25 protein-coding genes and 1 other annotated feature are annotated in these 26,137 nt (G+C 51.3%); of the genes, 12 read left to right on the top strand and 13 right to left on the bottom strand.

Features of this window, described 5'->3' with window-relative positions; all coding sequences use genetic code 11:
• Positions 1-38: 38 nt before the first annotated feature.
• The 7 genes from dnaX to A9B99_RS16490 all read left to right on the top strand — a co-directional run bounded on the left by dnaX (position 39) and on the right by A9B99_RS16490 (position 8,318).
• Positions 39-2,006 (top strand): DNA polymerase III subunit gamma/tau, encoded by a 1,968-nt coding sequence (dnaX, locus tag A9B99_RS16460; protein WP_064599357.1) that lies wholly within the window; start codon positions 39-41, stop codon positions 2,004-2,006.
• Positions 1,339-1,403: a sequence feature (DnaX frameshifting element), on the top strand. (Overlaps the previous gene by 65 nt.)
• Before the next feature lie 82 nt (positions 2,007-2,088).
• Entirely contained in the window at positions 2,089-2,418 is a 330-nt protein-coding gene (locus A9B99_RS16465; protein WP_036109998.1) for a YbaB/EbfC family nucleoid-associated protein, read from the top strand.
• Positions 2,418-3,023 carry a recombination mediator RecR gene (recR, locus tag A9B99_RS16470; protein ID WP_064599359.1) on the top strand — a complete coding sequence of 202 codons (606 nt, stop codon included), beginning with the start codon at positions 2,418-2,420 and terminating at the stop codon, positions 3,021-3,023. The genes A9B99_RS16465 and recR overlap by 1 nt, the downstream gene beginning before the upstream one ends.
• Positions 3,024-3,138: 115 nt before the next feature.
• Positions 3,139-5,013, top strand: coding sequence for a molecular chaperone HtpG (gene htpG / locus A9B99_RS16475; protein WP_064599361.1), 1,875 nt, complete (start codon positions 3,139-3,141; stop codon positions 5,011-5,013).
• 188 nt (positions 5,014-5,201) lie between these two features.
• Positions 5,202-5,846 carry an adenylate kinase gene (gene adk / locus A9B99_RS16480; RefSeq protein WP_064599363.1) on the top strand — a complete coding sequence of 215 codons (645 nt, stop codon included), beginning with the start codon at positions 5,202-5,204 and terminating at the stop codon, positions 5,844-5,846.
• A gap of 140 nt (positions 5,847-5,986) precedes the next feature.
• Positions 5,987-6,949: a ferrochelatase gene (hemH, locus tag A9B99_RS16485; RefSeq protein WP_064599758.1), complete on the top strand. Its 963-nt coding sequence runs from the start codon at positions 5,987-5,989 to the stop codon at positions 6,947-6,949.
• 64 nt (positions 6,950-7,013) lie between these two features.
• Complete coding sequence (locus tag A9B99_RS16490; protein ID WP_064599365.1) at positions 7,014-8,318, top strand: inosine/guanosine kinase; 1,305 nt, start codon at positions 7,014-7,016, stop codon at positions 8,316-8,318.
• A 248-nt stretch (positions 8,319-8,566) separates the two neighbouring features.
• On the opposite strand, the gene A9B99_RS16495 is transcribed toward A9B99_RS16490, so the two are convergent.
• The 3 genes from A9B99_RS16495 to A9B99_RS16505 form a co-directional block, all read right to left on the bottom strand.
• Positions 8,567-9,796: an MFS transporter gene (locus A9B99_RS16495; RefSeq protein WP_369935712.1), complete on the bottom strand. Its 1,230-nt coding sequence runs from the start codon at positions 9,794-9,796 to the stop codon at positions 8,567-8,569.
• Between the two features lie 107 nt (positions 9,797-9,903).
• The gene (gene ybaK / locus A9B99_RS16500; RefSeq protein WP_064599369.1) at positions 9,904-10,383 is read right to left on the bottom strand and encodes a Cys-tRNA(Pro)/Cys-tRNA(Cys) deacylase YbaK; all 480 of its coding nucleotides are present in this window, start codon (positions 10,381-10,383) and stop codon (positions 9,904-9,906) included.
• Positions 10,384-10,569: 186 nt separating this feature from the next.
• A complete protein-coding gene (locus A9B99_RS16505) occupies positions 10,570-11,382 on the bottom strand; it encodes a TraB/GumN family protein (RefSeq protein WP_064599370.1) in 813 nt (270 codons plus the stop codon).
• Between A9B99_RS16505 and A9B99_RS23925 the strand changes: the two genes are divergently transcribed.
• The gene (locus A9B99_RS23925) at positions 11,376-11,534 is read left to right on the top strand and encodes a hypothetical protein (RefSeq protein ID WP_156519079.1); all 159 of its coding nucleotides are present in this window, start codon (positions 11,376-11,378) and stop codon (positions 11,532-11,534) included. The two genes, A9B99_RS16505 and A9B99_RS23925, sit on opposite strands and share 7 nt — an antisense overlap.
• Positions 11,535-11,652: 118 nt before the next feature.
• Here A9B99_RS23925 and copA read toward each other — a convergent pair whose 3' ends face one another.
• Positions 11,653-14,151 carry a copper-exporting P-type ATPase CopA gene (gene copA / locus A9B99_RS16510; RefSeq protein WP_064599372.1) on the bottom strand — a complete coding sequence of 833 codons (2,499 nt, stop codon included), beginning with the start codon at positions 14,149-14,151 and terminating at the stop codon, positions 11,653-11,655.
• Positions 14,152-14,297: 146 nt separating this feature from the next.
• Between copA and cueR the strand changes: the two genes are divergently transcribed.
• Positions 14,298-14,714, top strand: a complete 417-nt coding sequence (gene cueR, locus A9B99_RS16515; RefSeq protein ID WP_064599374.1) for a Cu(I)-responsive transcriptional regulator — start codon at positions 14,298-14,300, stop codon at positions 14,712-14,714.
• Between the two features lie 32 nt (positions 14,715-14,746).
• Here cueR and A9B99_RS16520 read toward each other — a convergent pair whose 3' ends face one another.
• From A9B99_RS16520 to tesA, 5 genes are all read right to left on the bottom strand, one after another.
• Positions 14,747-15,208, bottom strand: coding sequence for an NfeD family protein (locus A9B99_RS16520; RefSeq protein WP_064599376.1), 462 nt, complete (start codon positions 15,206-15,208; stop codon positions 14,747-14,749).
• On the bottom strand, positions 15,205-16,122 hold the full coding sequence (locus A9B99_RS16525) for an SPFH domain-containing protein (protein WP_036109966.1): 918 nt from the start codon (positions 16,120-16,122) through the stop codon (positions 15,205-15,207). Before A9B99_RS16525 ends, A9B99_RS16520 begins: the two co-directional genes overlap by 4 nt.
• Positions 16,123-16,220: 98 nt before the next feature.
• On the bottom strand, positions 16,221-17,075 hold the full coding sequence (locus A9B99_RS16530) for a co-chaperone YbbN (protein ID WP_064599378.1): 855 nt from the start codon (positions 17,073-17,075) through the stop codon (positions 16,221-16,223).
• A gap of 58 nt (positions 17,076-17,133) precedes the next feature.
• Positions 17,134-17,943, bottom strand: a complete 810-nt coding sequence (locus A9B99_RS16535) for an SDR family oxidoreductase (protein ID WP_156519080.1) — start codon at positions 17,941-17,943, stop codon at positions 17,134-17,136.
• A complete protein-coding gene (gene tesA / locus A9B99_RS16540) occupies positions 17,933-18,562 on the bottom strand; it encodes a multifunctional acyl-CoA thioesterase I/protease I/lysophospholipase L1 (protein ID WP_156519081.1) in 630 nt (209 codons plus the stop codon). Before tesA ends, A9B99_RS16535 begins: the two co-directional genes overlap by 11 nt.
• Between tesA and ybbA the strand changes: the two genes are divergently transcribed.
• From ybbA to A9B99_RS16555, 3 genes are all read left to right on the top strand, one after another.
• Entirely contained in the window at positions 18,533-19,219 is a 687-nt protein-coding gene (gene ybbA / locus A9B99_RS16545) for a putative ABC transporter ATP-binding protein YbbA (protein ID WP_064599760.1), read from the top strand. The genes tesA and ybbA overlap by 30 nt on opposite strands.
• Positions 19,216-21,630: a putative ABC transporter permease subunit YbbP gene (gene ybbP / locus A9B99_RS16550; RefSeq protein ID WP_064599382.1), complete on the top strand. Its 2,415-nt coding sequence runs from the start codon at positions 19,216-19,218 to the stop codon at positions 21,628-21,630. The genes ybbA and ybbP overlap by 4 nt, the downstream gene beginning before the upstream one ends.
• 262 nt (positions 21,631-21,892) lie before the next feature.
• Complete coding sequence (locus A9B99_RS16555; protein ID WP_064599384.1) at positions 21,893-23,047, top strand: porin; 1,155 nt, start codon at positions 21,893-21,895, stop codon at positions 23,045-23,047.
• Between the two features lie 107 nt (positions 23,048-23,154).
• On the opposite strand, the gene purK is transcribed toward A9B99_RS16555, so the two are convergent.
• The 4 genes from purK to ppiB form a co-directional block, all read right to left on the bottom strand.
• Positions 23,155-24,222, bottom strand: coding sequence for a 5-(carboxyamino)imidazole ribonucleotide synthase (gene purK, locus A9B99_RS16560; RefSeq protein ID WP_064599386.1), 1,068 nt, complete (start codon positions 24,220-24,222; stop codon positions 23,155-23,157).
• On the bottom strand, positions 24,219-24,728 hold the full coding sequence (gene purE / locus A9B99_RS16565; RefSeq protein WP_064599388.1) for a 5-(carboxyamino)imidazole ribonucleotide mutase: 510 nt from the start codon (positions 24,726-24,728) through the stop codon (positions 24,219-24,221). Before purE ends, purK begins: the two co-directional genes overlap by 4 nt.
• Positions 24,729-24,863: 135 nt before the next feature.
• A complete protein-coding gene (lpxH, locus tag A9B99_RS16570; RefSeq protein ID WP_064599389.1) occupies positions 24,864-25,586 on the bottom strand; it encodes a UDP-2,3-diacylglucosamine diphosphatase in 723 nt (240 codons plus the stop codon).
• 2 nt (positions 25,587-25,588) lie between these two features.
• Positions 25,589-26,083 carry a peptidylprolyl isomerase B gene (gene ppiB, locus A9B99_RS16575; RefSeq protein ID WP_064599764.1) on the bottom strand — a complete coding sequence of 165 codons (495 nt, stop codon included), beginning with the start codon at positions 26,081-26,083 and terminating at the stop codon, positions 25,589-25,591.
• Positions 26,084-26,137 lie beyond the last annotated feature (54 nt).

Below are 26,137 nucleotides of genomic sequence, written 5' to 3' on the forward strand. Positions count from 1 at the left end.
CCTGAATTCACCTTCCCGCGAAGTCGAGCCTATCTCTGATGAGTTACCAGGTACTGGCGCGTAAATGGCGCCCCCAAACATTTGCTGATGTAGTGGGTCAGGAGCATGTCCTGACTGCGCTGGCCAATGGTCTGTCATTGGGCCGTATTCATCACGCCTGGCTGTTTTCAGGCACGCGTGGCGTGGGGAAAACCTCTATTGCCCGCTTGCTGGCGAAGGGTCTGAATTGCGAAAAAGGTATCACGGCAACACCTTGTGGTGTCTGTGAAAACTGTCGGGAAATAGAGCAAGGGCGGTTTGTTGACCTGATTGAGATCGACGCCGCATCCCGCACCAAAGTTGAAGATACGCGAGACCTGCTGGACAACGTTCAGTACGCACCAACGCGCGGTCGCTTCAAAGTCTACCTGATAGACGAAGTGCATATGCTTTCTCGCCACAGTTTTAATGCGTTGCTGAAAACGCTGGAAGAGCCGCCACCGCATGTGAAGTTTTTGCTGGCAACCACTGACCCGCAAAAATTACCGGTGACTATTCTTTCCCGCTGTTTGCAATTTCACCTCAAGGCGCTGGATGTTGAACAAATCCGTCATCAGTTGGAACGAATTCTCACAGCCGAGCAGGTCGAGTTTGAAAACCGTGCGTTGCAACTGTTATCCCGCGCGGCAGATGGTAGCCTGCGTGATGCACTGAGCCTGACAGATCAGGCAATTGCCAGTGGGGAGGGGAAAGTCACCACGCTTGCGGTCAGCACGATGCTGGGTACACTGGATGATTTCCAGGCGCTTAATTTACTTGATGCCTTATTACAGGCTGACGGGCAACGGGTGATGAGCCAGGTGGCAGAAGCAGGTGCCCGCGGCGTGGAGTGGGAAGCGTTACTGGTGGATATGCTCAGCCATTTGCACCGTATTGCCATGTTGCAGCTTTCTCCCTCTGTACCGCCTCTGGAAAACGATACCCAGGAACAGCGCCTGCGTGAACTGGCGCGGCAGATACCACCTGGTGATGTACAGCTTTATTACCAAACATTGTTGATTGGGCGTAAAGAATTGCCCTGGGCACCAGACCGCCGAATGGGTGTTGAAATGGCGCTGCTACGGGCTCTGGCATTCCATCCTCAGGCACCGGTTACACAACCTGAGCATTCTGGTCAGCCTGGTCAGGCTTTGAGCCCCTACCCGCAAACTGAGTCAGTCCAGCCGGTTTCACCTGCCGGGAGCGATGTGCCGCCAGTTTCACCTCAGGCACCCGCTAAACCAACGCCTGTTCCTGCCAGTGGGCAGGTTTCCAGTGCTGTCAGTCAGGTGTTACAGGCACGCAATCAGTTGCAGCGCCAGCAGGGAGATAACCCGTCAAAAAAGCGTGAACCGGCAGCGTCAGGCAGAGCGCGGCCGGTGAACACTTCAGCCCTTGAGCGGCTGGCAGCAGTGACGGATCGTGTACAGGCTCGCCCTGCCGCAGAAAATGCAGCGGCAAAACCGGTTAAAAAAGAAGCATATCGCTGGAAGGCGCAGAGTGTGCCAGAGGCAGTGGCTGACCCCATTGCGACACCTAAAGCATTACGTAGCGCTCTGGAGCATGAGAAAACGCCAGAACTGGCTGTAAAACTTGCACAAGAAGCGATAGAGCGTGATGAGTGGGCTGCGCAAGTGCAACAACTCAATGTGCCGAAACTGGTTCAGCAACTGGCATTGAATGCCTGGCGTGAGCAGGAAGGTAATCAAATTGTGTTGCACCTGCGTTCGGGGCAGCGTCACCTGAATTCAGCCTCTGCCCAACAAAGCCTGCAGCAGGCTTTGCGGGTTCTTACTGGTCAACCCATTGAATTGACCATTACAGAAGATGATAATCTCGCGCAACGGACGCCACTGGAGTGGCGCCAGGCCATTTATGAAGAAAAACTGGCCCAGGCGCGCGAGGCGATTCTGGCGGATAATAATATCCAGACACTTCGGCGTTTCTTCGATGCCGATCTTGATGAAGATAGTATCCGTCCTATTTGATGTGCAGGATGCCTGCATAAGTCAACCTTAACTGCCGTAAACCGCCTGGCGGCTTGCGGCCACAGCCTATAGAGAGAAGCGTATGTTCGGTAAAGGTGGTCTGGGCAATCTGATGAAGCAAGCCCAGCAAATGCAGGAAAAAATGCAAAAAGTGCAGGAAGAGATCGCCAGCATGGAAGTGACTGGTGAATCCGGTGCCGGCCTGGTAAAAGTGACCATTAATGGCGCACACAACTGCCGCCGCGTCGAAATCGACCCGAGCCTGCTGGAAGACGACAAAGATATGCTGGAAGACCTGGTGGCTGCAGCATTCAACGATGCCGCACGTCGGGTGGAAGAAAACCAGAAAGAAAAAATGGCGTCTGTATCTTCCGGTATGCAATTGCCACCTGGCTTTAAGATGCCGTTCTGATGCAAACCAGCCCACTGCTAACGCAGTTAATGGAGGCACTTCGGTGCCTTCCTGGCGTAGGGCCAAAGTCTGCTCAGCGTATGGCCTATACGCTGTTGCAGCGTGACCGTAGTGGGGGAATGCGCCTGGCGCAGTCACTGACTCGGGCGATGTCGGAAATTGGTCACTGTGCTGATTGCCGGACCTTTACCGAGCAGGAAATCTGCCCGATTTGCAGTAACCCACGTCGTCAGGAAAATGGCCAGATTTGTGTCGTGGAAAGTCCGGCCGATATTTATGCTATCGAGCAAACCGGGCAGTTTTCCGGCCGTTATTTTGTGCTGATGGGGCATTTGTCTCCGTTGGATGGCATCGGTCCGAATGACATCGGTCTCGACAGGCTTGAAGCACGCCTTGAGGCAGAAAAAATATCAGAAGTGATTCTCGCCACTAACCCCACAGTGGAAGGGGAGGCTACCGCCAACTATATTGCTGGCTTATGCGGGCAATATGGTGTTGAAGCCAGCCGCATAGCACATGGTGTACCTGTGGGTGGTGAACTGGAAATGGTGGATGGCACAACGCTCTCACATTCACTGATTGGTCGCCAAAAGATTAGCTTTTAACCAAACAGAAGCCCTGTTTCAGGGTTTCTGCTTGAAATCTTGTTTCCCTGTCCCCATCTCCTCCCTCAACACAAATTGTTTATTTTGTTGCCCGAACTGTTGAGGTATCACAACCATGAAAGGACAAGAGACCCGTGGCTTTCAGTCAGAAGTAAAACAACTTCTGCACCTGATGATCCATTCTCTTTATTCAAATAAAGAAATTTTCCTGCGTGAATTGATCTCCAACGCATCCGATGCCGCAGACAAACTGCGTTTTCGTGCACTCTCCAAACCGGAACTTTATGAAGGTGATGGCGAACTGCGTGTGCGGGTTTCCTGCGACAAAGAAAAAAGAACCATCACTATTTCAGATAACGGCATTGGTATGAGTCGCGATGAGGTTATCGACCACCTGGGGACTATTGCTAAATCCGGTACCAAAGCGTTTCTGGAATCCATGGGTTCAGACCAGGCGCAGGACAGCCAGTTAATTGGCCAGTTCGGTGTTGGGTTCTACTCTGCTTTTATTGTGGCCGATAAAGTGACTGTGCGCACTCGCGCTGCTGGTGCAACAGCCAGTGAAGCGGTGTTCTGGGAATCGGCTGGTGAAGGTGAATACACCGTCGCAGATATTGAAAAAGCAGACCGTGGTACTGAAATCACCCTGCATTTGCGTGAGGGCGAAGATGAGTTTCTGGATAACTGGCGCATCCGCTCTGTCATCAGCAAATATTCTGATCACATCGCGCTGCCGGTAGAAATTGAACAACAGGAAGAGAAAGACGGTGAAACCGTTGTTTCCTGGGAAAAAATCAACAAAGCACAGGCTCTGTGGACGCGTAACCGCGCGGAAATTAAAGACGAAGAATATACTGAGTTTTATAAGCACATCGCCCATGACTTCACTGACCCACTGGCCTGGAGCCATAACCGTGTTGAAGGCAAACAGGAATATACCAGCCTGTTATATATCCCTTCTCAGGCCCCGTGGGATATGTGGAACCGTGACCACAAACATGGCCTGAAATTATATGTTCAGCGTGTGTTTATCATGGACGATGCGGAACAGTTCATGCCGAATTATCTGCGCTTTGTCCGCGGTCTGATAGACTCCAGCGACCTGCCACTGAACGTTTCTCGTGAGATCCTCCAGGACAGCGCCATTACCCGCAACCTGCGTAACGCACTAAGTAAACGTGCGCTGCAAATGCTGGAAAAAATGGCAAAAAATGAGAGTGAAAAATACCAGACATTCTGGGATCAGTTTGGCCTGGTAATGAAAGAAGGCCCGGCAGAAGACCAGGCGAACCAGCAGGCTATTGCAAAACTGCTGCGCTTTGCCTCGACGCATAACGACTCTTCTGTACAAAACGTTTCTCTGGAAGACTATGTCAGCCGGATGAAAGAAGGGCAGGATAAAATCTACTACATCACCGCAGACAGCTATGCCGCCGCGAAAAGCAGCCCGCATCTGGAACTGCTGCGCAAAAAAGGCATTGAAGTACTTCTGCTTTCCGACCGCGTCGATGAGTGGATGATGAGCTACCTGACTGAGTTCGATGGCAAATCCTTCCAGTCTGTCGCCAAAGCTGACGAATCTCTGGATAAACTGGCAGACGAAGTGGATGAGCAAACCAAAGAAGCGGAAAAAGCGCTTGAGCCATTTGTTGATCGCGTAAAAGCTCTGCTGGGTGAACGTGTTAAAGATGTGCGCCTGACTCACCGTTTAACGGATACGCCAGCCATTGTCACAACCGATAACGACGAAATGAGTACCCAGATGGCAAAACTGTTTGCCGCAGCGGGGCAGAAAGTGCCGGAAGTGAAATACATCTTTGAACTGAACCCGGACCATGCACTGGTTAAACGGGCTTCTGACACCAGTTCAGAAGAGGACTTCAAAGAGTGGGTAGAGTTGTTACTCGACCAGGCGATGTTTGCTGAACGTGGAACACTGGAAGATCCAAACCAGTTTATCCGCCGTATGAACCAGTTACTGGTTTCCTGATATCAATACCGCCCTGCCTGGCAGGGCGGTATTTTTTCTGCAGACGTTCATATCTTTTCTTTTTTTAAGGTTATTCGCTGGCGGAATCGCTTCCATAGCGCTGGCTTTCTTGTGGTGATGCAGCCTTAGTGGTATGGTTTTCGCCTCATTTTGATGTATTAAAATCCATTCGTAAGAGGAATTACGCAATGCGTATTATTTTGCTCGGCGCTCCTGGCGCTGGTAAGGGAACTCAGGCTCAATTTATTATGGAGAAGTATGGGATCCCGCAAATTTCTACCGGCGACATGTTACGTGCCGCAGTAAAATCCGGCTCAGCCCTGGGTAAACAAGCAAAAGACTTGATGGACGCAGGCAAGCTGGTCACTGACGAACTGGTAATTGCACTGGTTAAAGAACGCATTACTCAGGAAGACTGCCGCAATGGTTTTCTGTTAGACGGTTTCCCGCGTACAATTCCTCAGGCTGATGCCATGAAAGAAGCCGGTATCACCGTTGATTATGTTCTGGAATTCGACGTACCGGATGAGCTTATCATAGACCGTATTATTGGCCGCCGGGTTCATGCCGCTTCTGGCCGTGTTTATCATGTGAAATTCAATCCGCCGAAAGTGGAAGGGAAAGATGACGTGACGGGCGAAGAGCTGACCATCCGTAAAGATGACCAGGAAGATACGGTACGTAAACGTCTGGTGGAATACCACCAAATGACTGCACCATTAATTGGTTATTACAGCAAAGAAGCCGAGTCTGGTAATACCCGTTATGCCAAAATCGACGGTACCCAGTCCGTGAACGATGTGCGTGCTGAACTGGAACGTATCCTCGGTTAAGTTTCCTGCTGCCAGCCCGTCCGGGCTGGCACTTTTCCCTCTGTGCTTTATCTGCGAGTTTTACCCTGTTACTGTGATTGGTTTCCAAAACACGTCATTCGGTTACAATTATCAGGCCGTTAGTCGTAAGAGAGATGGAAATGACTCAGCAAAAAACAGGTATTTTACTGGTTAATTTAGGCACACCTGATGCCCCGACCCCTGCAGCGGTTAAACGTTATTTGCGCCAGTTTTTGAGCGACCGCCGGGTGGTGGATACCCCACGCTGGTTGTGGTGGCCTCTGCTGCGTGGCGTGATTCTGCCAGTGCGTTCGCCACGAGTGGCAAAACTATACCAGTCGGTCTGGATGGAAGAAGGCTCGCCATTGATGGTTTACAGTAAGCGCCAGGCTCAGGCATTGCAGGCTCAATTACCTGACACACCTGTTGCGCTGGGAATGAGCTACGGCCAGCCCGCTATGTCTGATGCCGTTGACAGCCTGCTGGCGCAGGGTGTTGAGCACCTGATTGTACTGCCACTTTACCCACAGTATTCTTGTTCGACTGTCGCCGCCGTCTGGGATGAACTGGCACGTATTCTCGCTACCAAAAGGTCAATTCCTGCTGTCAGCTTTATTCGTGATTACGCGGATGATACCCAGTATATTTCCGCACTGGTCGGTAAGGTTAAAGCCAGTTTTGCCGAGTTTGGTGAGCCAGAACTGCTGTTACTGTCTTACCATGGCATTCCCCAGCGCTATGCAAGCCAGGGGGATACCTACCCGCAACGCTGCCGTGACACAACCCGCGCACTGGTGTCTGCGCTTGGCATCGCCCCAGAAAAAGTCATGATGACCTACCAGTCGCGTTTTGGGCGCGAGCCCTGGCTCACTCCATATACTGATGAAACCCTGAAAGAACTGGGAAAAAAAGGCGTGAAGAATATCCAGGTCATGTGCCCCGGGTTTGCTGCCGACTGCCTGGAAACGCTCGAAGAAGTCGCTGTTCAGAACCGTGAAATCTTCCTGGAAGCCGGGGGAGAAACATACCATTATATTCCGGCGCTTAATGATGATGCTTCACATATCGCTATGATGTCGGCCCTCACCGCGCATTATCGGTGATCGCAGGAAACGGGCCGGGTGTGCTAAACTTCCGGCTCGTTTTCTCTCCCTTCGCAAAAACACGATGAAATTTCCTGGTAAACGTAAATCCAAACACTATTTTCCGGTCAGTGCCCGTGATCCGTTACTGGCGCAGGTTAAAACTGAAAGTGAGCAGACAAATGCCTGGATTGTGGGTATTGACCAGACACTGGTCGATATCGAAGCCCGTGTGGATGATGATTTCATCAGGCGTTATGGCCTGAGTCAGGGCCACTCTCTGGTGATTGATGATGCTAAAGCAGAAGCGTTATATCAGGAACTTACCCAGAATCAGTTAATCACGCACCAGTTTGCTGGTGGGACGATTGGCAACACGATGCATAACTACTCAGTACTGGCTGATGACCGTTCGGTTTTGTTAGGGGTGATGTGCAGTTCCATTACACCGGGCAGTTATGCATACCGTTACCTGTGTAATACATCCAGCCGGACAGATCTGAATTATCTGCAAGGGGTGGATGGTGCCATCGGGCGCTGTTTTACGCTGATAAGCGACAATGGCGAACGGACTTTTGCCATCAGCCCTGGCATGATGAACCACCTGCGCCCGGAAAGTATCCCTGAAGCGGTAATCGCCGGAGCCTCTGCACTGGTGTTATCGGCTTACCTGGTCCGGTGCGCGCCAGAGGAACCTATGCGCGACGCCACTATGCAGGCCATTGCTTACGCCAAAAAACATAATGTCCCGGTAGTGATTACCCTTGGAACCAGGTATGTCATTACTGAACAGGCACAGTGGTGGCAGGATTTTCTGCGCGATAATGTTGATATTCTGGCAATGAATGAAGAAGAGGGGGAAGCTCTGACAGGTGAAAGTGACCCGCTACTGGCGGCAAACCGTGCGCTCGACTGGGTGGATCTTGTGCTGTGTACTGCCGGGCCGGTTGGCCTGTTTATGGCCGGTTACACCGAAGATGAAAACAAACGTAAAACTCAGCACCCGCTGTTACCCGGCGCAATAGCCGAATTTAACCAGTACGAGTTCAGCCGGGCAATGCGCCAGAACGATTGTGTTTCTCCAGTACGGGTGTTCTCCCATATTGCGCCTTATATGGGCGGGCCGGAAAAAATCATGAACACCAACGGTGCTGGCGATGGCGCGCTGGCCGCCTTGTTGCACGATATTACTGCCAATAACTACCACCGCCAGCAAGTGCCTAATTCCAGTAAACACAGCCGCACCTGGCTGACATATTCCTCACTGGCTCAGGTGTGTAAATATGCCAACCGGGTCAGCTACCAGGTGCTTAACCAGCACTCTCCAAGGCTGACACGAGGTTTACCGGAGCGGGAAGACAGCCTGGAAGAAGCTTATTGGGAGCGGTAAGCGCACGGCTAAGCCTGGCATCTGCCAGGCTGCTGGCTGTTTTAACTCGTATGTAAAGTAACTGTTAAATAATAACCACCAGACAAATAACCTTACGCCAGCCTGACAGAAAAGGTAGTGATTATTTGTGTTTTATAACCAACAGCACTGTTTTTTATTGTGAGTTGCCCGTATTGCCAGGGTATCGCATTTTAGACCAGACAGAGCAAGCCTTCAGCTCAGCCCCGGTAATATTTATTCACCTGTTTTTAATGTGTTACGCGGTTATCAGGCAGAAAAATCGTCAAGATACCAATCAGTGGCAGGTAAGCACATATTTTATAAACCAGCTCAATACTGCTGTGGTCAGCCACAATTCCCAGAACCGCAGCGCCCAGCCCACCCATACCAAATGCAAAACCGAAGAACAACCCGGAAACCACCCCAATTCGGCCTGGCAACAACTCCTGGGCATACACCAGAATGGCAGAGAATGCCGAAGCCAGAATAAAACCGATGATCATTATCAGGATGCTGGTCCAGAACAATGAAACCCAGGGCAAAAGCAGGGTAAAGGGCGCAACACCCAGTATCGACCCCCAAATTACATATTTACGACCAATCTTATCGCCTACCGGGCCACCAATTACTGTTCCGGCCGCAACGGCAAACAGGAATGCAAATAAGTGCAACTGGGCGCTTTGCACTGACAGGCCGAATTTATCCATCAGATAAAAGGTGAAATAACTGCTGATACTGGCAAGGTAGAAGTATTTAGAAAAAATCAGCAACAGCAGAACACAGACCGCCTGGATAACTTTGTTACGCGGCAGCGGGTTGGTGATATGTACTTTAGGGCGTTGTTTGGCAGTGCGCTGTTGCCGGGCATACCAGCGGCTGATTTGAATCAGTACAATGATTGCCAGTAAAGCTGCCAGCACAAACCACGCCACATTGCCTTTGCCATAAGGAGCAATCAGGATAGCTGCCAGCAATGGCCCAAGTGAGCTGCCAAAATTACCGCCAACCTGGAACAGGGACTGAGCCAGCCCATGACGCCCACCAGAAGCCATGCGCGCCACACGGGATGACTCAGGATGGAAAACTGATGACCCTGTACCCACCAACACCGCAGCCAGCAAAACCGTGTAAAAACTACCAGCAAGTGCCAGTAATACCAGACCACACAAGGTGAAACACATCCCAACAGGCAGCGACCAGGGCATAGGGTATTTATCAGTAAGATAACCCACTACTGGTTGTAGCAATGAAGAGGCTAGCTGAAAGGCCAGGGTAATCAGGCCAATTTGCACAAAACTGAGTGAAAATTCGTTTTGCAATAACGGGTAGATAGCCAGAATTAACGACTGAATCATGTCGTTAAGGAGATGCGAAAGGCTGATAGCGCCAAGGATCCCAAATGAAGTACGTGCTTTCACATTATTCTGGGGAGTTGCCGGTAACACCTGAGGGTTGTGGCTCATGAGTAACAAAACCATAACAAGTGAGGAGAAAAGAAGCAGAGTGTAGCTGATTTCACCTGAGGATGAAATAATTATCAGGCTAACAGCTACCTCTAAACATCACTGGCTACTGCAATCGCGGTTTAATCAATTTTCGCGATATCAGCAAAGGTTGCATCGAGTAATTTAGCCAGGTCTGCCGGTGCCAGCTCAATATCCAGCCCACGTTTACCCCCTGAAATGTACATCGTCGCAAAGTTGCTGGCAGGCGCATCAATCACCGTTGGCAGACGTTTTTTCTGCCCCAGAGGGCTTATTCCGCCAACCAGATACCCTGTGACACGCTGTGCCACCATCGGGTCAGCCATTTCGACTTTTTTGCTTCCCAGCGCTTTGGCTACTTTTTTCAGATCAAGTTGCCCGGATACTGGTGTTACTGCGACTGCAAGATGTTTCATATCACCGTTCAGGGCAACCAGTAACGTTTTATAAACCTGACGGGCATCAAGACCCAGTTTACGCACCACTTCATCACCAAAGTTGGTCTCATTCGGATCATGGTCATAACTGTGAAGAGTGAAAGATATCTTGTTTTTTTCGAGTAATTTAATTGCCGGAGTCATAAGGCGTTTTCGTCTGGTTAATAGTGAACTACAGGGAGAATAAACCTGGGGGAGGGAAAAAAAATAGTACCAGATTGCTAAACAACCGTAGCCATTATGCTCGTGCTGCGAGACAATTCTGATGTGAGCCTCAGGCTCATCATAAAAATAACTATTTGAATTCCTCTTTGACGGGCCAGTACCCTGTTACTGGCCGTTTTTTTTTGCCTGCAACAACTCAGGCAGATTCCCGCTACCGTATAAATGTAGTGCCCCAACAGCGACGACATAGCGCCCGGGAGGCAACTGCTGCAGATACGCATTCCAGGTAATATTACGCTGATTCATTAATACATCATACAATTGATCGCCAAAGGTGTTTGGTAATGACGTATTGCCGGATGCCGGAGGGGTCTGAAGCCACCAGCTAATCATCACTTGAAGTAAGTGTGCATTGGTTCGCCAGTGAGTCAGTGTATCCAGTAACAGTGGCAGGCCATCATCGGGCAGGGTATTGAGCAGGGCGATTTGCTGGTCTGAACCTTCGAGCTCTAAAATCTTGCGCCCACTTTGCTGTGCGGCATTCAGTAATTGCCAGTCAATGCCGTATTCCGGTCTTAACCCCAGTCGCTGTGCCTGGTGCGCCTGGAGCACCAGCGCTATTTGCCAGAAAGGCAGGGCATCCAACTGCCTCATAGCGACACCTGCTTCATTTGCTACCTGTTCTACTTCTGCCAGTTGTTCGGCACTGAGGCGGCTTTCCAGTGGGTCGCACCAGGGAACATTGTTAAACGGGGAATCACCGGTCAGAATATCGGCTTCAACAATTAGCGCATCACAACTATGAAGCTTGCGTATGAGCCTGGCAGGCAAGGGAGCCATATTGGGCGTTCCCATATGGATACTGCCAACCAGGTGTAAATAACGGCCTCCGGGCAGAACAACATCAAGTGCAGGCCAGGAGTAGCCCTGATTAACCCACTGATTCAATAATGCTTTTAAACGGCTGAAAAATGGCATTCGTTCAAGTCCCGGTAAAACACCATGCTAACCCGGCAGGCAAAAAAAGCAACACCCCGTTATCCGGGGTGTTGCGGTTGATGGCAAACCTTATGTCTGCACAGAACAAGCGGGTGTCGCCTAATAAAAAACAAGGAAAATTAACTTGTTGATTTTCGTCTGCTAACTAAAAAGAAGGAAAAACCACGTTTTTTCCTTCTTTTTCATCAATATGAACACCCCGTTATCCGGGGTGTTGCGGTTGATGGCAAACCACCTGTTTACCCGGCTTTACCGGGGTTTGTAGCGTAACAGCCGGTTGGCGTTACTGACCACCGTGATAGAGGAAAGCGCCATTGCTGCGCCTGCAACTACCGGGTTGAGCAGTGTGCCGGTCAGTGGCCAGAGCACCCCGGCGGCAACCGGGATCCCCAGCGCATTGTAGATAAACGCACCCAGCAGGTTTTGTTTCATATTTTTTAAGGTGGCCCTGGATATCGACATGGCGTCAGCAACCCCTTGCAGGTCATGGCGCATTAACGTCATGCCTGCGGTTTCGATGGCGACATCACTCCCGCCACCCATGGCAACCCCAACATCTGCCTGTGCCAGCGCAGGAGCATCGTTGATACCATCGCCAACCATCACCACATGCCGGCCCTGCTGTTGCAATTGGGTAATGGCTTCTGCTTTGCCATCAGGCAGCACGCCAGCAATCACCGTATCAATTCCCGCCTGTTTGGCGATAGCGCCCGCGGTAACGGGGTTATCGCCTGTCAGCATCACCAGGTGGTATCCCATCCCATGCAGGCGCTCAAGTGCAGCCCGGCTGGTCTCACGCAGTGGGTCGGCAATGGCGAATAATGCCACCAGGGTGCCGTCCACAGCCAGTAATACAGGTGTCTCCCCCTGGCTTGCGACATTATCCAGCGACTGACGTGCGGGAAGGGTATCCACACCCGTTTCTTCCATCATCGCCTGGTTACCCAATGAGACTTGCCGCCCGTCAATTTCACCCTGTACACCTTTACCACCCAGAGTGCGAAAACTCCTGGTGGGCAGTAATGTCGTTGTTCCAGCTTTATCAACAATCGCTTTCGCCAGTGGGTGGCTGGCACCCTGTTCAAGGCTGGCGGCAAACTGCAGCACTGCTGATTCATCCAGCTCACTAAAAGTGGCTATCTGTGTTACCTGGGGTTTGCCTTCTGTTAGTGTGCCGGTTTTATCGAACACGATTGTATCGACTTCGCTGGCACGTTGTAGGGCATCGGCATCTTTAACCAGTACGCCAAATTCAGCGGCACGGCCAACACCGGCAATAATCGACATGGGCGTAGCGAGGCCCAGTGCGCACGGGCAGGCAATAATTAATACCGTAGTGGCAATCACCAGGGTATAAACAATTTGCGGAGCCGGTCCAAAGAAATACCAAATGGCTGCGCTGAACAAAGCAATTGCGACAACCGCTGGCACAAATACCGCAGCGATTTTATCCGCCATCTGCCCAATTTGTGGCTTGCTGGACTGCGCCTGGCGCACCATACGGATAATCCGCGCCAGCGTTGTCTGGTTGCCGGTGGCCTCGGCACGGAACAGCACGCTGCCATCCTGTAGCAGTGTCCCTGCGTGAACCGCTTCGCCCGCACTTTTATGTTGGGGAACGGGTTCCCCCGTAAGCATGGCTTCATCCAGCCAGGCTTCACCCTGAGTTATCTCTCCGTCAACCGGTACCCGGTCACCGGTAGTCAGGCGCAGGGTCATCCCTTTAGTGACCTGAGCAAGCGGAACGGTTTCTTCACCTTTTTCAGTGACAACCCGTGCGGTTGGCGGAGTTAAATCCAGCAGGCGCTCCAGTGCACGGGAAGAGCGCTGGCGGGCACGTTGCTCCAGCATATGCCCCAGGTTAATTAACCCGATAATCATGGTGCTGGCTTCATAATAAAGGTGGCGGGCCTGGTCCGGAAAAGCATGGGGCCACAGATTGACGTTAATGGAGTAAAGCCAGGCAACACCTGTTCCCAGCGCCACCAGCGTATCCATAGTCGCGGTTCTGTTCAGCAGACTTTTCCAGGCGCTACGGTAGAAATGACCACCAGCGATAACCATGACGGCCAGTGTCAGCCAGCCAATCCACAACCATTGCTGGCGGTTTGCATCGGTGACCACCATATGGTCGCCAACCATGCCCCAGACCATCACCGGGATACCAACCAGCAACGCGAGGATGGCCTGCCAGCGAAAACGAGACATCGCATGTTGCGCTGTTTGTTGTTGCCGTTCACGGCGCTGCTGGTCATCTTCTATGGCTTCGGCATCATACCCGGCCTGTTGTACAGCCTGGATCAGTGCACTGGCAGGGGCATCACCCAGAACCAGTGCACTGCGTTCTGCCAGGTTGACCCGTGCCTGGGTTACGCCGGGCACATGCGCCAGCGCATTTTGCACCCGGGAAACACAGCTGGCACAGCTCATGCCACTTATCAACAAATGCTGGCTGTCATCAGTGGTAGTGTCTGCCGGAAGCTCATTATCTGCCGCTGCCAGTACTTCCGGCTGAGTGTTTGACTCTGCCAGCGGCTCAGATTTTGGGTGGCTGGCCAGTTGAGCCTCGTACCCGGCTTCTTTTACGGTGGCAATTAACTGCTCTGCGCTTGCGCTACCGGTGATTTCTGCCTGGTTGAGCGTAACTTCAGCGCTTTCAACATCGCTGCGTTTTTCCAGACTTTCTTTGACACGTTTGACACAGTGGCCGCAAGACAGGCCATCCAGTGCGAGAGTAATATGAGACATATAACCACTCCTGTTTGTAATTGCCCGCATTCACGCCAATTTTTTGGCGGAGCGAAGCACTAAGTTATCTTGTGCAAATCATCAGCATGATATTGCGTTATGATTAAGGTTAAACCTTCCATTAAGGGGAAGGTCAAGGAGGTGATGTGAATATTAGCGATGTGGCGAAAAAAACAGGCTTAACCAGCAAAGCCATTCGTTTTTATGAAGAAAAAGGGCTGGTGACGCCGCCACTGCGTGGTGAAAATGGCTACCGGAGCTATAACCCTAAGCACCTGGAAGAACTGACATTATTGCGCCAGGCACGCCAGGTGGGGTTCACCCTGGAAGAGTGCCGTGAACTGGTGCATTTATTTAATGATCCTGCGCGGCACAGTGCCGATGTGAAAGCGCGAACGCTGCAAAAAATTGACGAGATCGATTTACATATTCAGGAATTGCTGGAAATGAAAACACGCCTGCAGGCGCTGGCGGAAAATTGCCCAGGCGATGACACGGCTGATTGCCCGATTATTGATAATCTTGCCGGGTGTTGCCACCACAATACCCCTGCGCAGCGCTAACCTGCTGCACAGGGAAATACTGGCATCAGGGTTCATGCCCCAAGGGAGCCGGATACTTCAATACGTAAAGTAATTCCTTCAACACGCACAACGCGCACACGGGTTCCGGCAGGTAAATCGGTATCGGCCTTCACTGGCCATACACTGTCGCCCAACCGTACCTGGCCATGCCCGTTGACCAGGTTATTTTCCAGCACAAAGACCTGGCCTGCCAGTTGGTTGCCCCGCTGGTTGAGTTGCTGACCGGGCTGGTTGATGTTTTTCTGGCTCAGCCAGCGCCACCATAAAAAAGCACACAGCACAGTCAACACGGCAAAACTGGTACCCTGCCAGGCCCAGCCCACCGGCAGGAGCCAGGCAATCAGGCCGGTTACCAGCGCAGCAATACCACTCCACAGCAGGTAACCACTGGCACCGAGCATTTCAGCGGCCAGTAACAGGCCGCCCAGACTCAACCAGAATGCATGCGGATGTGCAGCAATCAGTGGAATCATTTTATTTTCCGTTGCACCTGACTGTCTTTAATTAACTCGCTGATACCCGCGATAGAGCCCATAAGGCTGCTGGCATCCAGCGGCATCAGAACGACTTTACTGTTTTCAGCGGAACCAATCTGTTGCAGAGCATCAGTATATTTCTGTGCAACAAAATAGTTCACAGCCTGGATATCACCCGCAGCAATGGCCTCAGAAACCATACGCGTTGCCTGTGCTTCTGCTTCAGCAGAACGCTCACGCGCTTCTGCCTGTAAAAATGCAGACTGACGGTCACCTTCTGCTTTCAGGATCTGCGACTGTTTTTCCCCTTCAGCTTTGAGAATTTCAGCCTGACGAACCCCTTCGGCTTCCAGAATGTAAGCACGCTTGGTACGTTCAGCTTTCATTTGCGCGTTCATGGAGGCAATCAGTTCAGCTGGCGGGCGAACATCGCGAATTTCAATACGTGTGACTTTCACGCCCCAGGGGTTGGTTGCTTCATCAACAATATGCAACAGACGGGTATTGATACTGTCGCGCTGCGAGAGCATTTCATCAAGCTCCATTGAGCCCAGTACAGTACGAATATTTGTCATGGTGAGATTCATGATAGACAGATCAAGGTTGCTGACCTCATAGGCAGCACGCGCCGGATCAATCACCTGAATAAAGCAGACGGCATCTATCGTGACGTTGGCGTTATCTTTAGAGATAACTTCCTGGGAAGGGATATCCAGAACCTGCTCCATCATATTGATCTTACGGCCAATACGATCCATAAACGGCACAACCAGGTTCAGGCCAGGCATCAGTGTTTTGGTATAACGACCAAAACGTTCAACTGTCCATTGAAAACCCTGCGGGACAATTTTCACCCCGGCAGAGACGATCACCAGTGCAACAACAATTAGAACCGGGATCACGATTAGCATAAAAAACCTCCTGTTTAATAGTGAGAGTAATTCTACCCTAAAAAATAAACAGGAGGTGCTACTATATTCGAGGGTTTACACCAGGTAATCTCGAATAATCAATAAAGTAGTGAGTAAAGCTGGCGGCGATATTGTGAAGCCAGTGGATTCCCGGTGCCCAGGGCCGCGAGGATCTCCTGCATCACTTTACGGGTTTCGCCATTTGCTGCACTCAAGTCCTGTTTCAGGTGGCCAAACAACAACGCCAGTGCTTCTTCATTGCGCCCCACCTGGTGTAATTGCAAAGAAAGGCGGGTAGCGAGCTCTGCATCCTGCGGGTTCTCTGCAACTTGCTGTTGCAGTAACTGAATTTCCGGGGTGTCGGCAGCTTTTTTCAGCAGATCAATTTGTGCCTGTAACCCCTGGTAGCGGGTGTCCTGATCCTGCAGCGGGATAGTGGCCAGCACTGTTTCTGCATCATCAGAACGGTTCAGCGCAATATAGTTTTCCGCCAGTAACAGGCCGATTTCGCTGCTCTGTTCGGACAACTTCCAGGCATCAACCAGTAGCGGCAGGGCTTCGGTGTGCTTGCCTTCCTGCATTAATGCCATTGCTTCCTGTGCTTTTACCTCTTCTTCACGCGGCAGGACCTTATCCAGCAGCGCGCGTACAGCTTCTTCGGGCTGTGGCCCCTGGAATCCATCAACGGGCTGACCGTTCTGGAACAAATACACCGTTGGGATAGCGCGTAACCCAAATTGCGAGGCGACCATCTGTTGGTTGTCACAATCCACAGTGGCAAGAATAAACTGGCCATTATACTTCGCAGCCAGCCCTTTCAGCACCGGCGTCATTTCCTGGCACTGCTGGCTACGGTCAGACCAAAAGTAAAACAATACCGGTGTGGTAACTGATTGTTCCAGTGTGGTATGTAAATTCGCTTCAGTAATCTCAACAATATTCTGTACGGACATGCTTTTTTCTCAGTCAGGACTTTCTAATCTACATGGGGGTGAGACGCTGAGCTTCAACTCAGGTACGCAAAATTTTATCCATAATGCGGCCAGGCAACAGCCGTTTCAGGAAACCCACCACCCAGGTGACCACGGTCACCGGGTAGCGCAACCGTGGCCTGGTGCTGTCAAAAGCATGGCACACTTTTGCAGCAACGGCCTCCGGGCCAAGGGTAAAGCGTGCGGCAATGCCCGGATTTTGGACAGGTTTATCGGCCTGGGTTTGGTTGACGTTATCGGTAAAACGGGTATGGATTGGGCCGGGTTCTATCAGGCTGACCTGAATACCGGTATAGCGTAACTCCATGCGCAGCGCATCAGACCAGGCTTCCAGAGCGTATTTACTTGCCGCATAGGCTCCACGGCCGGGTGTGGAAATCAGCCCCATTACCGAGCTGGTCATTACAATTCGCCCTTCACCCTGCGCTTTCATGGCGGGTAACAACAACATTGTGAGTTGATGCACGCCAAAAAAGTTGGTGGAAAACTGTTTTTCCAGTTGTGCCCGGCTAATGGTTTCTAACGGCCCATAGAGCCCGAACCCGGCATTGTTAAATAGCCCATAGAGCTGGTTACCTGTATGGCGAAGCACTTCTTGTGCAGCCTGCCTGACGCTGGCTTCGTCATCAACGTCGAGTTGAATGCCAGTAAAACCCAGTGATGTCATACGTTCAACATCTTCTGCTTTACGGCAACCCGCAAGAACATGATAACCGCGTTGCTTCAGCGCATGAGCACAGGCCAGACCAATTCCACTGGAACTGCCTGTGATAAATACTGATTTTTGCATAACTTTACCCGTTAAAAGCGCTGATTGTTTATGACTCATGTTTAACTAACAAAGGTGCCAGTTTTTCAGCCATCCAGTTGGCAATGAAAGGCTGGGCATCCGGGTTAGGGTGAATACCATCATCCTGCATCCATTGTGGCTTCAGGTAGACCTCTTCCATAAAAAAAGGCAGCAATGGAATGGCGTATTTTTCTGCCAGTTGTGGGTAGATGGCCTGAAACGCTTCGGTATAGCGGCGGCCATAATTTGGCGGCAGGCGTATCTGCATTAGCACAGGTTGTGCATTTGCTGTTTTAACTTGTGTAATGATTTTACCCAGAGTTGTGCTAATGGTTTGTGGGGCAAAACCACGCAAACCGTCATTACCACCAAGTTCTATAAGTACCCAACGTGGGTGGTGTTGCGCCAGTAAACCAGGCAAGCGGGCGAGGCCCTGAGCGGCGGTGTCACCACTGATACTGGCATTAATAACATCTATCTGCTTTGCCTGCCATTTTTCATTAAGTTTTGCCGGCCAGGCACTGTTTGCTGACATTCTGTAACCAGCACTCAGACTGTCACCCAGAATTAACAGCGTGTCCGCAGCCACGGCACGGAACGTTAACAGGAACAACAACAGGAAGGGCACATGCCAGCGGAAAATAGTGTTGAAGTACATCGTCTTTGTAAGTCCGTCGGTCAGGGTGAACATGAGCTCAACATCCTCACCGGAGTTGAGTTGATTGTCAAACCAGCGGAAAGTATCGCCCTGATTGGTGAGTCGGGTTCAGGGAAGTCAACTCTGCTGGCAATTTTAGCCGGGCTGGATGATGGCACTGAAGGTGAGGTCTGGTTGTTGGGTAAACCATTGCACCAAATGGATGAAGAGGCCCGGGCTGCACTGCGTGCGGCCAGTGTCGGTTTTGTCTTCCAGTCATTTATGCTGGTGCCTACGTTGACTGCTCTGGAAAATGTGCAACTACCCGCTCTGTTGCGTGGTGAAAATTCAGCTCAGAGTCTTTCTCATGCCCGGGGTTTATTAACTGAACTGGGGCTTGAAAAGCGCCTTCATCATCTTCCTGCCCAGCTATCTGGAGGTGAGCAACAGCGCGTAGCGCTGGCAAGAGCGTTTATTGGTAACCCGGCAGTATTATTTGCGGATGAACCGACCGGTAATCTTGACCGCAAAACCGGGGATCGCATTGCCGAACAGTTGTTTACTCTGAACCGGGAAAGTGGGGCAACGCTGCTGCTGGTTACCCATGATTTACAACTTGCGGCACGGTGTGACCGGCGGTTACGGCTACAGGATGGCAAATTGCAGGAGGAGCTATGATAGCTCGCTGGTTCTGGCGCGAATGGCGCACGCCATCATTGTTGATTGTCTGGGTGGCCCTGAGCCTCGCTGTTGCCTGTGTTTTTGCGCTGAGCAGTATTGGCGAGCGAATGGAAAAGGGGCTGAGTGCTCAGAGCCGGGATTTCCTGGCAGGCGACCGGGCATTACGCAGCTCACACCCCATTCCTGATACCTGGCTGGCGCTGGCGCAGAAAGAAAGCGTTAAGGTCAGTACCCAGTTGTTGTTCTCGACCATGACTTTTGCTGGCAATACGCCGCAACTGGCTGATGTTAAAGCCGTTGATAGCTACTACCCGCTGTATGGCAGCCTGGTCACAAACCCTGCAGGACGGGGGCCACAACCGGGAACAGTATTGCTGGCTCCCCGCCTGATGGCATTGCTCAGCCTGAAACCGGGCGATGAACTGGACGTGGGCGATGCCACCTTACGGGTGGCTGGCGAAGTTATTCAGGAGCCTGATGCCGGGTTTAATCCTTTCCAGCTTGCACCACGCCTGATGATGAATCTGGCTGATGTCCCGGCAACGGGGGCTGTTCAGCCAGGCAGCCGGGTGCGCTGGCTGTATAAATTTGCCGGTACACCCGGGCAAATTACCCGTTTTGAGAATGCACTATTACCACAGTTAACGGCTGAATACCGGTGGTACAGCCCGGAGCAGGAAGACAGTGCATTGGGTAAATCCCTTGAGCGTTCACGTCAGTTTTTGCTTTTGTCTGCATTATTGACGTTATTGCTGGCAATCGCCGCTGTTACTGTGGCAATGAATCATTACTGCCGGTCTCGTTATGACCTGGTTGCCGTGTTGAAAACCCTTGGCGCAGGGCGTAAGGCACTGCGCCGTCTGATTATTGGTCAGTGGTCATTATTATTGCTGGTCTCTGCCGGTACGGGTCTGCTGGCGGGCAAAGTATGTGAATCCATCTTGCTGGCATTACTGCGCCCGGTGTTACCTGCAACGTTGCCTGAACCGGGGCTGATGCCATTAATCTGGGCACTGGGTGGGATGGTGGTGATAGCCTTTTTGGTTGGGGCGCGTCCTTACCATATCTTGCTGGCCACTCAGCCCGTGCGGGTGCTGCGGCGCGATGCCATAGCTCGCCGCTGGCCGCTTACTATTTATCTGCCTGTTATGGCGCTGGTGGTGGTAGCACTGCTGGCATTGCTGGTCGGCAACAACATGTTGCTGTGGTCAGTTCTGGCGGGAAGTTGCGTGGTGGCATTGCTGTGCGGTCTGGCAGGCTGGCTGGCCCTGTGGATATTAAAGCGTTTCACTACACGGGTGTTATCACTGCGCCTTGCAGTGAACCGTCTGCTGCGCCAGCCTCTGACAACGCTGAGCCAGATTGCGGCCTTTTCCCTCTCTTTCATGCTACTGGCGCTGTTATTGGTATTGCGTGGCGATCTACTGGATCGCTGGCAACAGCAGTTGCCGCCGGAAAGCCCTAACTATTTCCTGATAAATATCGCGCCAGAACAGTTAGGTGAAATGAAAAGCTTTCTGGCAGAGCACCAGGTTATTCCCGACCGGTTTTATCCCATCGTCCGGGCGCGTTTAACCGGAATTAATGGCGATACCACTGATAGTAACAAAGATGAAGCACTCAACCGTGAGCTCAACCTGACATGGCAGCGTGTAAAACCTGCGCATAACCCGATTGTTGCCGGTAACTGGCCGCCAGCAACCGGGGAGGTGTCTGTTGATGAAGGGCTGGCTAAACGGCTGAATTTGAAGCTGGGAGATAAACTGACATTTACTGGTGATACTGACACTTTCACAGCAACAATATCAAGCTTACGTAAAGTCGACTGGGAAAGCCTGCGGCCGAACTTCTACTTTATTTTCCCTGAAGGTGCGCTCAACAATCAGCCGCAAACCTGGCTTACCAGTTTCCGTTGGGAGCAGGGGGAATCCTTTCTGACACAACTTAACCGTGAATTCCCGACAGTGAGCCTGCTGGATATCCGCGCCATTTTAAACCAGGTGGGAATGGTATTACAGCAGGTAAGCCGGGCACTGGAAGTGATGGTGGTGCTGGTAACACTGTGCAGTGTATTACTGCTTCTGGCTCAGGTGCAGGTTGGTATGCGCCAGCGTCACCAGGAATTACTGGTCTACCGTACTTTGGGAGCGGGTAAAAACCTGCTGCGCCAGTCACTATGGTGGGAGTTTATTACCCTTGGTGTGGTGGCGGGCATTGTTGCCGCAGGAGGGGCCGAAAGTGCGCTGGCTTTGCTACAAACCCAGGTATTTGATTTCCCCTGGTCACCTGACTGGCGTTTATGGCTCGCTCTGCCCGTATCAGGTGCGCTGGTTTTGGCTCTATTTGGCGGCTGGCTGGGTGTGCGTCTGGTAAAAGGCAAAGCCCTGTATCGGCAAGTTCAGGGGTAAATAAAAAGAAAACAGATTGTGAAAGAAAAGCACTTATTTATTGGGTGCTTTTTCTTTTTTTGATAAATAATGCGAATTAATTATCTTGCTTCGCACAAAATGATAATACTTATTTTTTTTTTATCATTTTTTGTAATAAATATTCATAATATTATTTTTTTCAGTAGCACTGATTGATAATTTTAATAAATAAAATTTAATAAATAGCAGGTAATCTTCTCCTTGCTAAAGTGGTTTTAGCACCTATTGGTAAGGAATAGAAATGAACAAAAAAATAACAGTGCTGGCGCAGGCAGTCAGCACCGCAGTGGTATTAACTGCAATGATGGTTCCAGCTCATGCAGAGATTACGTTATTGAAACAGGATCCAAAAGCAGGGGATCCATTAAGCCGGTTAAATTTCACTGTAGGTGGGAGTATTCGCCCTCAGTTTAATAATATGACAGGTGATGGTGATAAAGGTTCTTACAAACGTAATGGATTTGATGGCGGGACACGTTTTCGTTTCGCTTCTGACTATTATCTGTTCGATGATATCAGCTGGATAAATTATTACGAACTGGGCGTTAATATCCCGGCGGTATTTAACTGGGATGACCATTATGCCAAAGGCGCAAATAATACTAACCGCCGTATGCTGTATACCGGGTTGAAAAGTGCTACCTGGGGTACGCTGACTTACGGTAAACAAAACAGTATTTATTATGATGTGGTTGGTGCAAAAACTGATATCTGGGATTACGACATGCTTGCCCAGGCACCAGGTAACGGTATCAATGGCGACTACGATGGTTCTTACCGTTCACGCGGCATGCTGAAATACAAAAAAGCAGTTGGTAATGTTGACCTGTATGGCGCCTGGTTGTTTGACGATGACGAATATTTGCCAGGCAATGGGCTGCGCTATAAACGTAAAGGCGGCGGCTCACTGGGTGTGGATTATCACATCACTAAAGACCTGACATGGGGTACTGCGTGGAACATGACCCGTGCAGAAATGCGTGACCCTTCTAACGGTGACAGCAAAACCCAGAACCAGAATATTTTAGGTACAGCGTTGAGCTGGAAACCGGATAACTGGACTTTCTCCTTCGGTGGTGGCTGGTATCAGAACTTCCTGGTCTCGAAAAAGAGCACTGTTAATGACTACTTTGCAGGTGACGCCTGGGGGATTGAATACTTTGCCGGGTACAAATTCCCGGTTGGGCAGTATGGCCTGCAGTCTGTTCAGCCGTATTTTATGGGTGACCGCCTGGAATATGTCAACGACCGAAACTATCAGCGCATTGATAATGGCCTGGGGGTTAGTTTCCAGCTGGATTACGGCTTCCGTGTTGACTATGAACACGTATTTACCTCCAGCACCGATAAAACGCTGGGTGATATGAACCTCGTTCGTCTGCGTTACGACTTCTGATAAAAAAAGACAAGCGCCTTGTGCGCTTGTCTTTACTCTACAGACGCCTGCGACTTCCTGCTAACAGCCAGTAAACTAAAGGTTGTGAACTGAACCAGCCTTATTGGTTACTGCAACTGTAATTGTGCCCAGGCAATACCACTGGCGTACTCTTCTGGTAAAAGCGTGAGCAGCGCTTCAAGTGAGGCAGAAAGGTGCCCTTTATCCGCATCTGACAGATTCAGATGGCCCACTTTCCGGCCTGGCCGCACTTCTTTTTCATACCAGTGCAGGTGAACCAGTGGCAATTTGAGCCACTCCCAACTACGAGGTGTGCCAATCAGGTTAATCATTACTGAAGGCGCGCTGACCACCGGGCGCGGCAAGGGTAAATCCAGTATTGCGCGCAGGTGCAGTTCAAACTGGCTGATGGAAGCACCATTTTGTGTCCAGTGACCACTGTTGTGAACACGGGGCGCCAGTTCATTAATCAGCAACCCGGCAGGTGTCACAAAACACTCCATTGCCATCACGCCGATATACCCCAGTTCATCCATGACAGCCGACAGCATAGACTCAGCCTGGTCCTGTTGCTCAGCACTGGCGGAGGGGAATGCCACACTGGCTCGCAGGATCCCGTCCTGGTGGAGGTTGTGGGTAAGAGGGTAGAACACCTTGGTGCCGTCTTTAGCGCGAGCGCCAACCAGAGATACTTCGCCAGAGAATTTAATGCCTTTCTCAACAATACACTCGCCGTAGCACTCAACTGGCAGGTTGTCTGTTTCACCCGGGCGCAGGCGCCACTGACCACGCCCGTCATAGCCACCCACGCGGCGTTTAACAATTGCCAGTTCACCCGCCAGGGCAAAGACTGCAGGCCACTCCTGCCGAGAGGCGAGCAATTGCCAGGGTGCAGTAGGCAACTGCAATTTATCGAACAATTGCTTTTGTGTCAGGCGATCAGCAATGACCGGAAAAACATCGCGGTTAACAAATGCTGCATGGTTTGCCAGCTCGCGGGTTAACGGGGTTTCAGGCCAGCGTTCAATTTCAGCGGTGATAACACTGTGCTGCCAGGGAACGGCTTGCGGGTCTGCGTCCAGGCCAACTGGCCAGACAGTGACCCCCAGAGGCTCCCCGGCCTGGCGCAGCATACGCCCAAGCTGGCCATTACCCAGTACGCAAACTTGCATTATTCAGCCTCCCGCGGGTCCGGGTTGTTCAGCACATCTTCAGTCTGCGTTTGGCGCCAGTTTTCCAGGCGGGCAAGCAGTGGGGCATCATGCTGGGCCAAAATTTGAGCCGCCAGCAACGCGGCATTTGCGGCACCCGCTTTGCCAATTGCCAGTGTCCCTACCGGGATCCCTTTCGGCATTTGAACAATAGAGTACAGGCTGTCCACACCGCTCAGTGCAGCGCTTTGTACAGGCACGCCCAACACCGGCACCAGAGTTTTGGCGGCAATCATGCCTGGCAAGTGCGCAGCACCGCCAGCACCGGCGATAATAACCTGAAAACCCTTTCCCTGTGCCTGTTCGGCAAAACTGAACAGTTTATCGGGGGTACGGTGGGCGGAGACAATTTCCACATGGTGAGGAACGTCCAGAGCAGTCAGGACTTCAGCGGCAAACTGCATGGTAGCCCAGTCACTTTTGGACCCCATCACAATGGCGATACGCGCCGGGTTTTGGGTGGAAGACATGCGTCTCAAAACTCCTGTGAATAAACAAAACAACGACAGACTGTTGCGGAGAAGGGCTCAGAGAATAGCACGTAAAGCGGGCAAGGAAAACGGTTGCGTAGTGGTGAAATGGGCATTAAACCATAACAAAATGGGTTAAAACGGAAAGTGGATCAGAGCCATCTCTTCTGCGGTAACACGAATCATTGAGCCTTCTGTATGCCAGGCGCCTAATACGGCCCGTAATGCAGGTTGACCGTTGGCTTCAAGCTCATGAATCGCCGGGCGATGCGTATGCCCGTGCACCAGCCATTGCGCCTGATGACGCGTGAACGCTTCCTGGACTGCCTGTGGGTTGACATCCATAATCGCCAGCGATTTGTGTTGATTCGCCTGCTGGCTATTGGCGCGCATTTTCCGTGCAATATGGCGGCGAATAAACAGCGGCAGGGCAAGAAACAGGCGCTGGATCCAGGGCGTGTGAACTTTGCGGCGAAAATCCTGGTACGCATGGTCATCAGTACACAAGGTATCGCCGTGCATGATAATAACCGGGCGCCCGTACAGTGACACGCACTGCTCCTGGGGCAGTAATGTCATACCGCTACGCCGGGCGAATGCTTTGCCCAGCAAGAAATCACGGTTGCCATGAATAAAATAGACGGGCACGCCCTGATTCACCAGGGTACGAATGGCATCGGCTATTTGCTGGTGAAGAGGCTCCGGGTCATCGTCACCAATCCAGGCTTCGAACAAATCCCCGAGAATATACAGTGCGTCTGCTTGTGGTGCTGTCTGTGCCAGAAAACGCAGAAAACCGGCGGTAATCGCCGGTTCTTCTGTGCACAGATGCAAATCTGCGATAAAGAGTGTTGCCACGATTACTCGCTGACAGTCACGCTTTCAATTACTACGTCGTCTTTCGGAACATCCTGGTGCATACCACTGCGGCCAGTAGAAACGGCTTTGATTTTATCCACCACATCCATGCCTTCCACGACTTCAGCAAACACGCAGTAGCCCCAGCCTTGCAGGCTTTCGCTGCTAAAGTTCAGAAAGTCGTTATCAACAACGTTGATAAAGAATTGTGCAGTAGCGGAATGTGGAGCCTGAGTACGAGCCATCGCCAGCGTGCCACGGGTGTTTTTCAGGCCGTTATTGGCTTCGTTCTGAATGGTGTCTTTGGTTTCTTTTTGTTTCATGCCCGGTTCAAAACCGCCGCCCTGAATCATAAAACCATTGATAACACGGTGGAAAATCGTGTTGTTGTAGAACCCTTCGCGACAGTAGTCCAGGAAGTTTTTAACTGTTACCGGTGCTTTATCGTCAAAAGTTTTGATAACGATATCGCCATGATTGGTATGAAAAGTAACCATGCTGTGCATCCTATTCTGCCATGTAGTGCTTAAGCCTGCGCTGCAGGCCACAAT

The organism is Mangrovibacter phragmitis (assembly GCF_001655675.1).
GTDB classification, from domain to species: Bacteria; Pseudomonadota; Gammaproteobacteria; order Enterobacterales; family Enterobacteriaceae; genus Mangrovibacter; species Mangrovibacter phragmitis.

Coding starts and splice junctions, on each gene's coding strand:
- ppiB (WP_064599764.1), bottom strand. CDS start 26,083: ATGGTTACTTTTCATACCAATCATGGCGATATCGTTATCAAAACTTTT.
- A9B99_RS16525 (WP_036109966.1), bottom strand. CDS start 16,122: ATGCTAATCGTGATCCCGGTTCTAATTGTTGTTGCACTGGTGATCGTC.
- ybbA (WP_064599760.1), top strand. CDS start 18,533: ATGCCAGCGGAAAATAGTGTTGAAGTACATCGTCTTTGTAAGTCCGTC.
- A9B99_RS16535 (WP_156519080.1), bottom strand. CDS start 17,943: ATGAGTCATAAACAATCAGCGCTTTTAACGGGTAAAGTTATGCAAAAA.
- purE (WP_064599388.1), bottom strand. CDS start 24,728: ATGTCTTCCACCCAAAACCCGGCGCGTATCGCCATTGTGATGGGGTCC.
- dnaX (WP_064599357.1), top strand. CDS start 39: ATGAGTTACCAGGTACTGGCGCGTAAATGGCGCCCCCAAACATTTGCT.
- A9B99_RS16555 (WP_064599384.1), top strand. CDS start 21,893: ATGAACAAAAAAATAACAGTGCTGGCGCAGGCAGTCAGCACCGCAGTG.
- A9B99_RS16490 (WP_064599365.1), top strand. CDS start 7,014: ATGAAATTTCCTGGTAAACGTAAATCCAAACACTATTTTCCGGTCAGT.
- A9B99_RS16495 (WP_369935712.1), bottom strand. CDS start 9,796: ATGGTTTTGTTACTCATGAGCCACAACCCTCAGGTGTTACCGGCAACT.
- copA (WP_064599372.1), bottom strand. CDS start 14,151: ATGTCTCATATTACTCTCGCACTGGATGGCCTGTCTTGCGGCCACTGT.
- hemH (WP_064599758.1), top strand. CDS start 5,987: ATGACTCAGCAAAAAACAGGTATTTTACTGGTTAATTTAGGCACACCT.
- A9B99_RS16530 (WP_064599378.1), bottom strand. CDS start 17,075: ATGTCCGTACAGAATATTGTTGAGATTACTGAAGCGAATTTACATACC.
- adk (WP_064599363.1), top strand. CDS start 5,202: ATGCGTATTATTTTGCTCGGCGCTCCTGGCGCTGGTAAGGGAACTCAG.
- A9B99_RS23925 (WP_156519079.1), top strand. CDS start 11,376: ATGGCATTCGTTCAAGTCCCGGTAAAACACCATGCTAACCCGGCAGGC.
- htpG (WP_064599361.1), top strand. CDS start 3,139: ATGAAAGGACAAGAGACCCGTGGCTTTCAGTCAGAAGTAAAACAACTT.
- A9B99_RS16505 (WP_064599370.1), bottom strand. CDS start 11,382: ATGCCATTTTTCAGCCGTTTAAAAGCATTATTGAATCAGTGGGTTAAT.
- A9B99_RS16465 (WP_036109998.1), top strand. CDS start 2,089: ATGTTCGGTAAAGGTGGTCTGGGCAATCTGATGAAGCAAGCCCAGCAA.
- ybbP (WP_064599382.1), top strand. CDS start 19,216: ATGATAGCTCGCTGGTTCTGGCGCGAATGGCGCACGCCATCATTGTTG.
- tesA (WP_156519081.1), bottom strand. CDS start 18,562: ATGTACTTCAACACTATTTTCCGCTGGCATGTGCCCTTCCTGTTGTTG.
- ybaK (WP_064599369.1), bottom strand. CDS start 10,383: ATGACTCCGGCAATTAAATTACTCGAAAAAAACAAGATATCTTTCACT.
- A9B99_RS16520 (WP_064599376.1), bottom strand. CDS start 15,208: ATGATTCCACTGATTGCTGCACATCCGCATGCATTCTGGTTGAGTCTG.
- recR (WP_064599359.1), top strand. CDS start 2,418: ATGCAAACCAGCCCACTGCTAACGCAGTTAATGGAGGCACTTCGGTGC.